Annotated in this window: 11 protein-coding genes; all 11 read left to right on the forward strand. The window is 71.9% G+C overall.

All coding sequences use genetic code 11. The annotated features are described in order from the left end of the window. On the forward strand, window positions 1–182 hold a 182-nt coding region (locus tag ACWDRR_RS43775; RefSeq protein WP_449777933.1), incomplete at its 5' end, for a helix-turn-helix domain-containing protein. A gap of 150 nt (window positions 183–332) precedes the next feature. Further along, a complete protein-coding gene (locus ACWDRR_RS43780) occupies window positions 333–854 on the forward strand; it encodes a class I SAM-dependent methyltransferase (protein ID WP_449777934.1) in 522 nt (173 codons plus the stop codon). Beyond that, entirely contained in the window at window positions 851–1,063 is a 213-nt protein-coding gene (locus tag ACWDRR_RS43785) for a hypothetical protein (RefSeq protein ID WP_449777935.1), read from the forward strand. The genes ACWDRR_RS43780 and ACWDRR_RS43785 overlap by 4 nt, the downstream gene beginning before the upstream one ends. A 4-nt stretch (window positions 1,064–1,067) precedes the next feature. Then, the gene (locus ACWDRR_RS43790; protein WP_449777936.1) at window positions 1,068–1,259 is read left to right on the forward strand and encodes a hypothetical protein; all 192 of its coding nucleotides are present in this window, start codon (window positions 1,068–1,070) and stop codon (window positions 1,257–1,259) included. Next, complete coding sequence (locus ACWDRR_RS43795) at window positions 1,259–1,543, forward strand: HNH endonuclease (protein ID WP_449777937.1); 285 nt, start codon at window positions 1,259–1,261, stop codon at window positions 1,541–1,543. Before ACWDRR_RS43790 ends, ACWDRR_RS43795 begins: the two co-directional genes overlap by 1 nt. A 135-nt stretch (window positions 1,544–1,678) precedes the next feature. Continuing rightward, the gene (locus tag ACWDRR_RS43800) at window positions 1,679–2,176 is read left to right on the forward strand and encodes a phage terminase small subunit (RefSeq protein ID WP_449777938.1); all 498 of its coding nucleotides are present in this window, start codon (window positions 1,679–1,681) and stop codon (window positions 2,174–2,176) included. Window positions 2,177–2,180: 4 nt separating this feature from the next. Continuing rightward, on the forward strand, window positions 2,181–3,842 hold the full coding sequence (locus tag ACWDRR_RS43805; RefSeq protein ID WP_449777939.1) for a terminase: 1,662 nt from the start codon (window positions 2,181–2,183) through the stop codon (window positions 3,840–3,842). Window positions 3,843–3,854: 12 nt separating this feature from the next. Further along, window positions 3,855–5,294: a phage portal protein gene (locus ACWDRR_RS43810; RefSeq protein ID WP_449777940.1), complete on the forward strand. Its 1,440-nt coding sequence runs from the start codon at window positions 3,855–3,857 to the stop codon at window positions 5,292–5,294. Then, a complete protein-coding gene (locus ACWDRR_RS43815) occupies window positions 5,281–6,276 on the forward strand; it encodes a VG15 protein (protein WP_449777941.1) in 996 nt (331 codons plus the stop codon). Before ACWDRR_RS43810 ends, ACWDRR_RS43815 begins: the two co-directional genes overlap by 14 nt. Before the next feature lie 20 nt (window positions 6,277–6,296). Next, window positions 6,297–6,830: a hypothetical protein gene (locus tag ACWDRR_RS43820; RefSeq protein ID WP_449777942.1), complete on the forward strand. Its 534-nt coding sequence runs from the start codon at window positions 6,297–6,299 to the stop codon at window positions 6,828–6,830. Window positions 6,831–6,864: 34 nt separating this feature from the next. Continuing rightward, a partial coding sequence (locus ACWDRR_RS43825; protein WP_449777943.1) for a phage major capsid protein occupies window positions 6,865–7,523 on the forward strand: 659 nt, incomplete at its 3' end.

Genomic DNA, 7,523 nt, shown 5'->3' on the forward strand with positions numbered 1-7,523 from the left:
CCGGCCTGCTCACCATGGACGACGTCGCCCGCCTCGGAGTGCCCGCCGCAACAGTGCGCGACTGGGTGCGCCGCGGCCGCCTCCGAAAGGCCGGCGGCACCGCCCGGTACCCACGCTTCCGCGCCACCGACATCGTCCCGCTCATCGAGGCCTGGACGCCACGCCGATCCCACGCCGCTTGACCCAAGGTCAGCGCCGTGCCACGATCACTCCACCACCCGTGTGTCCACATCCGGGTGAGTCCAGACAGTACGAAGGGCCCGCAGCCGAACAGCAGCTGCGGGCCCTTCTGCATGCCTGGCCGCCGCGCTCGTGACCGTCAGGAGGCGACCGTGCCCACCTCCGACGTCGAAGGCAAGGACTGGTCGCTCGACCTGTTCCTGGAACATCGTCCCGACACCGTCACCGACATCGGTCCCGGACGAGGGACCTACGCCTGGTTGATGCGCCCCCGCCACCAAGGGACCTGGTGGACGGCCGTCGAGATCCACCAGCCCTACATTGACCGCTACGGGCTCCACCTCCAGTACGACGAGGTCCACCACCTCGACGCCCGCGACGCGCCGGGCCACCTCTTCGACCGCGACCTGGTCATCGCCGGCGACGTCCTGGAGCACATGCCCGCCGAGGACGCGATCGCCCTTCTCTACCGCATCACCCAGGCCGGAGCCCGGCACCTGCTCGTCAGCCTGCCGATCATCTACGCGCCCCAGGGCGAGGTCGACGGCAACCCGCACGAGGCCCACGTGCACCACTGGAACGCGGCCGACATGGACCACGTCCTCGGAGGGCTCGGCGGAACCGTCCAGGCCCGACACGGACACACCCTCGGCTGCTGGTGGTGGAGCCGGTGAGCATCGACCCCTACGGCCTCGCCGACGCCCTCCCCGAGGGATACACCCCGATCGGCATCGTCGCGTCCATCAAGGCCTTCAACGAGGCCGGCGACATCGTGATCATCAACTACTGGCAGCCCGGCCTGCCGTCATGGGAGGCACTCGGCATGCTCGTCAGCGCCGCCGACGACGTCCGGGCCGACCTCCAGCGACCCAAGGAGGACTGAGCCCATGGCCCGCATCCAGGTCCTGGAGCTGCCCACGCGGCACCACGGGGACGAGGTCGAGACGCCGTTCGTGATCATCCTTGACCAGCTCGAAGGCTCCGCGCACCACGACCTGACGGACGCGGCCAGCGCACTCAAGGAGCAGGCCGGCGCCGCTGCGGTCGTCGCCTTCGACGGCACCCTGGACGTGGCCTGATGGCCTGGTCCACCAGCGACCGGCGAGCCCGCCTCCCCAAGGACTGGCCGGCCCGGCGGGCCCGCATCCTCGCCCGCGACCACGCGACGTGCTACGTCTGCGGCCGACAGGCGACCGAGGTCGACCACGTCCGTCGAGGCGACGACCACAGCGAGGGCAACCTGAAGGCCATCTGCGGCAGCTGCCACAGGGCCAAGAGCAGCCGCGAAGGCGGCAGCGCGACCCGCTGGCGGTACCAGGCCCGGCGCCGCCGGCCACCCGAGGCCCACCCAGGCCTGCGCTAGTCGCCCGCTCGAAGCCCCGGCTTCGGGGGTGGGGGATACCCCTCCCTCCCCCCTCGCTCCCCGCTACGCGTATAGGCGCTGACCATCTGTACGGGTCTGGGGAATCCCAGACCCCTTCCCGAAGGGGGTGACCGCATGGCCGGCGTCGGCCCCGCACCGAAGGACCCCGCCGCCCGCGCGCGCCGCAACAAGGGCGGCGCCCCGCAGACCATTCTGCGATTCGAGAGAGCGGAGGCGCCCGAGCTCCCCGATTTCCGGATCGACGCAGGCGAGGACGGCCTGGTCGAGTTCGTCTGGCCTGCGCGCACTCGCGAGTGGTGGGACACCTGGGTCGCATCCCCGCAGGCCGAGCACTTCTCCAGCACCGACTGGGAGTTCCTTCTCGACACCGCGCTGATCCACGCCAAAGTCTGGAGCGGCGACACCTCCGTGGCTGCGGAACTGCGCCTACGGGTCGCCAAGTTCGGCAGCACCATGGAGGACAGGGCGCGGTTGCGCATGACGTTCGCCCAGGCCGATGACGCGGACGCTGGCCAGGGCTCCTCGGGTGCCCAGGTCGCGCGGGAGCGGTACGCCAAGATCCGCATGATCCGCCCCGACGCCCCCGGTACGGAGGCCGAATCCGGGGGGTGAGCTCATGCCCTGGCGAGGCCCCTCCTACCCGGGCGAGCTGCCCACCCTCGGCTACCAGGTCCTGGAGTGGATGGCCGAGTACCTGATCGTGCCGGACGGCCCAGCCGCCGGCGACCCGCTGTTCCTGACCGAGGAACAGGCCCAGTTCGTCCTCCAGTTCTACGCCATCGACCCCGCCTTCCAGGGGCCGGCGATCAACGGTCGGGCGCTCAACAACGGCCGGCGGATCCGACGGGCCGTCCTCTCCAGGCCCAAGGGCTGGGGCAAGTCGCCGTTCCTGTCCGGGCTGTGCCTGGTCGAGGCGCTCGCCCCGGTCGTGCCGGACGGCTGGGACGCCAGCGGCGAACCAGTCGCACGCGAGTGGACCAGCCTCGGCTTCAAGGCCAAGGTGCAGCTGGTAGCCGTCTCGGAGGACCAGACGGCGAACACCTGGGACCCGCTGCTGACCATGGCCCGGGAAGGCCCGGTCGCGGACGCCTACGACATCGAGCCGATGGAGTCGTTCGTCAACGTCCCGGACGGACGGATCGAGTACGTCACCTCCAGCGGCACCTCGCGCGAGGGTTTCCGGCCCGTCTTCAGCGTGATGGACCAGACGGAGTCCTGGTCTCCCACCAACGGCGGCCGCAAGCTCGCCGACGTCATCCGCCGCAACCTCGGCAAGGTCGGCGGCGCCAGCATCGAGACCCCGAACGCGTTCATCCCCGGCGTCGGCTCCGTGGCCGAACGGTCCTTCGAGGCGTGGAAGAAGCAGCAGGAGGGCCGCACCAAGCTGGATACGGGCGTGCTCTTCGACCACCGCGAGGCGCCGCCCGAGACCGACCCCGCCGACGAAGCCTCGCTCCTGGCCGGCCTCGCCGACGCCTACGGCGACTCGGCGGACGCGGCCGGCGGCTGGGTCAACCTGCGCCGCCTCCTCGGAGAGTACTGGGACCCCGACACCGACCCGCAGGACGCCCGCCGCTACTACCTCAACCAGGTCACGCACGCGACTGACAGCTGGCTGTCCCAGCCGGAGTGGGCAGCCTGCGCGGCACCGGAGACGAAGATCCAGCCCCGGGACACCGTGGTCCTCGGGTTCGACGGCAGCCGGCGCCGCAGCCGCGGCGTCACCGACGCCACCGCGCTGGTTGGCTGCCGAGTCGCCGATGGCTTCCTCTTCGAGATCCGGGTGTGGGAACAGCCCGACGGCCCGGCCGGCCGCGACTGGCAGGTCCCCGTCGCGGAGGTCCTGGCCGAGGTAGACCAGGCCTTCGCCACGTACAACGTCGTCGGGATGTACGCGGACCCGGCCAAGTGGGAATCGCACGTGCGCGGCTGGGAGGCCAAGCACGGGCGCCGGCTGAAGGTGAAGTCGAGCACCCACCACCCCATGGAGTGGTGGATGACCGGCGGCCGCGCGCTGCTGATCGTCCGCGCCACCCAGGCGCTGCACGACGCGATCACCGACGGCGAGCTGACGCACTCGAACGCGTCGGCCCTCACCAGGCACATGCTCAACGCCCGTCGCCGCGAGTCGCGTTCGGGCATCCAGATCGGCAAGGAGCACCCCGAGAGCCCCCGCAAGATCGACGCCGCCGTCGCCTCGATCCTCGCCTGGCAGTGCCGCCTCGACGCCCTGTCGAAGAACGTCACCCGCAAGCGCACCGTCACCGTGCTCCGCTGAGAGGAGGCCCCCGTGGCGACCCCTCTCCTGACCCCGGACCAGCTGACCTCGGACGAGCAGCGCCTGTTGGACCGGCTGTGGCAGCGGCTCCAGCAAGCACGCTCTGCCCCGGCATCGCAGGGCGGCCTGGATGTCCTCCAGCGCTACTACGACGCCGACCGGTACATGCGCTCGATCGGTCTCAACGTCCCACCTGGCTGGGAGAGTCTGCAGACCGTGATCGCCTGGCCGGCACAGGCCGTCGACACCGTCGAGGAACGCCTGGACGTCGAGGGATTCCGGGCCAGCGCGGCCGACGCACCCTCCGAGGACCTATGGGACCTGTGGCAGACCTGGGGCATGGACGAGGAGTCCCAGATCGCCCACCTGGACGCGCTCACCCTCGCCCGCTCCTACGGCGTCGTCGGCGTCGACGCGTACGGCGACCCGGTGATCACGGTCGAAGGACCGCAGTGGATGATCCACGAGCGCTCCGCCGCGACCCGCCAGGTGACCGCCGCTGCCCGGTTCGTCCAGGCCGCCGAGGAGGTCGACCTGCCCCAGTACCAGGCGTTCGGCCGCGCCACCGCGGCGACCCTGTGGCCTCGCCCCGGTATGACCGTGCAGCTGGTCCGTCGCGAGGACGGCGGCTGGTGGGTGGTGGACCGATCCGTCTCGGACATGCCCTGGATCCCCGTCGTCCCGTTCATCAACCGGGCCCGGAGCTCATACCGGGCCGGCCGCAGCGAGATGCTGCGAGTGATCCCCGTCGCCGACGCCTGTTGCCGCGCGCTCACCAACATGCAGGTCGCCACGGAGTTCCAAGCCGTCCCGCAACGCTATGTGCTCGGGGCCTCGGCCGACGACTTCGTGGACAAGGACGGCAAGCCGGTCCCCGCGTGGGAGGCCTACCTGGGCCGCGTGTGGGCACTCGCCAACGAGAGCGCCCACGCCGGACAGTTCGCGGCCGCCGACTTGCGCAACTTCGAGACCGCGATTCTCACCTACGGCAAGCTGGCCGCCAGCCTCCAGGGTGTCCCGCTCGCGTACTTCGCGGCCGGCGCCGACAACCCGACCTCCGCAGACGCCATCAAGGCCGAGGAAGCCAGGTTGGTGAAGAACTGCGAGCGCCGCCAGCGGTCCTTCTCCGGGCCCTGGGAGAACCTGATGCGTATGGCCCTGTGGATCTCCCACCGGGGCAAGCTGCCGTCCGGCCTGGAGCGCATGGCCACCGTGTGGCGCGACCCGTCCACCCCGACGATGAGCGCGAAAGCGGACTACGTACAGAAGATGGTCGCGACCAAGGTCTTCCCCCCGTCCTACGGGCCCGAGGCGCTCGGCCTGCCCGTCTCCGAGCAGGAACGCATCGCCGAACTGTGGGCGGAGGAGGACCCGTCCGCGCGCCTCGCCTCAGCGCTCGACCGGGCCACCCAACCCGCGCCGGCGCCGGTGCCCACCAGTGGCCCGGCGTAGTGACCGGGCCAGGCAGCTCGTCCAGGACCACCGCGTCGCCCAGGCCCGCGTCGGCGCCCGAGCCGCCGCGCTGGTCCTGCGATCCTGGCACCGCCTGGTCCGTCCGGCCGCGCCCGCCACGTCGGCCGGCCCGTGGCTGACCGAGGCACTGGACGTCGTCCGCGACCACCGTGGCGAGTCCGAGCGACTCGGCGCCGCGTTTCTCCGGTATCACCGCGCGCTGGAAACGGGGTTCACCCTGCCGCCGCTGGAGCCGTCCCGGAACCGCACCGTCAGCCTCCGCGAGCTGCGGCAGGACTACGCGGCCGCGGCCGGCGAGCCCGACCGGCGGGACCTGGACGACAACCTCCTGGTCCCGGTCGACCAGGACTTCGAGTGGCCCGACCTCGACGACGAGTCGATGGACACGGCGGCCCGCACATCCCTGTGGGTGACCGGGCCGGTCCACGCCGAGCAGCGCCTGGTTCGGGCCGAGGAGGACCGCACTCGCGGCCGCCTCGATGAGGGCGCCTTCCTGTCCGAGCTGGGCGGCCTGATGCGCGACGCCGGTACCACCGCGGCCGGCGCCGCCGACCGCGAGGTCCTGCGCGGTGGCCGCGCGCTCACCGCCCGGAGCGGCCGGGCCGACCGGCGAGTGATCGGCTGGGCCCGCGTCACCGACACCGCACCGTGCGCCTGGTGCGCGATGCTCGCCTCCCGCGGCGCCGTCTACAAGACCCGCGACAGCGCGGGCCTCGCCGGCGGGCCGCCCGTCAGCCTGGACGACCTCACCAAGTACCACGACATGTGCCACTGCCAGCTCACCCCCATCTACTCCCGGGACAGCTGGCTCCCCGACGGCTCCGACGCGTGGCGCGACCTGTGGAAAGAGGCGACGGACGGCCTGTCCGGGCCCGAGGCCACCAGAGCCTTCAACCGCGCCGTCGCCGCCCGCCGCCGCAACGTCCGGCGCCGCGCCCTTCCTACCGCCCGCCGCTCCTGACCCAGTTCCTGGAGGGACCCATGTCCACGCCCCCGCCCACCACGGGACCGACCGGTGCACCGCCTGCGGCTCCCCCGGCCCCGGCGGGTCCGCCCGTCCCCGGCGCCCCGACGGCCGAGCAGCTCGCCGAACTTCCCGAATGGGCTCGCACCCGCATGGACGGCCTGGCCACCGAGCTGACCCGCGCCCAGGAGGCGGCCACAACCCGCTCCACCGAACTCGCTGACCTCGCAGCGAAGTTGGCGGCCACTCCGGACCCGGCCGCCGCGCGGGCCGCCGCCCAGGAAGCGGCCGACCGGATCGCCGCAGCCGAAGCCCAGCTCACCCGCGAGCGCCTGGCCCGCCAGTACGGCCTGCCCGACGCCCTGGTGGGCCGCATCACCGGCGCCGACCCGGCCGCCATGGAGACCGACGCCAAGACCCTGGCCGCGCTTCTTCCCCCGCCCGGACCCCGCATGCCCACCCCGGACCCGCTCCAGGGCGGCGGCACCCCAGCCCCGGCCACCCCCGAAGCCACGTTCGCCGCCCTCATCAACAACGCCCTCGGCAAGTAGGGCATCTCCTCAACTGCCCACCTAGGAGGGCCCCATGGCTGACGCACCCGTCAAGCTCAGCAACATCAGCCCCACACTCCTGCCGCCGACCATCACCGAGCCCATCTTCAACCGGGCGACTGAGACGTCGGCTGTCATGCAGCTCGCCCGCCGCATCTCGCTCAGCATGACCGCGCAGACCGCGATCCCGGTCAGCATGGACGTCCCGCAGGCCGGATGGGTCAACGAGGGCGGCTCCAAGCCGACCGGCAACGAGTCCATGTCGCTCAAGACGATGTCGGGCAAGAAGGTCTCGGTGCTGCTGCCCGTCTCCGAGGAAGTCGCCCGCTCCAACGCGGCCGGGCTCTACTCCCAGATCCAAGCCGACCTGCCGATCTCACTCGCCCGAGCGTTCGACCTCGCCGCGATCCACGGCAAGACCCCGGCAGGGAACGCGGGCCCGTTCGACGACTACCTGGCCGAGACCAGCAACTCCGTCGTCCTCGGCAGCGCGACGACCGCGACCGGCGGCATCTGGAAGGACATCGTGAACGGCGAGGCCAAGGTGATCGATGACTCCTTCGATGTCACCGGGTACGTCGCCGACCCGCGCCTGCGGCCCCTGCTGCTCGGCGCCGTCGACAACAACGGCCGCCCGCTCATGGTCGACACCGCCGCATCACTCGACCCCGGCGCCGCCGGCTCCCGCTCCAT

The organism is Kitasatospora sp. NPDC003701 (genome assembly GCF_053587085.1).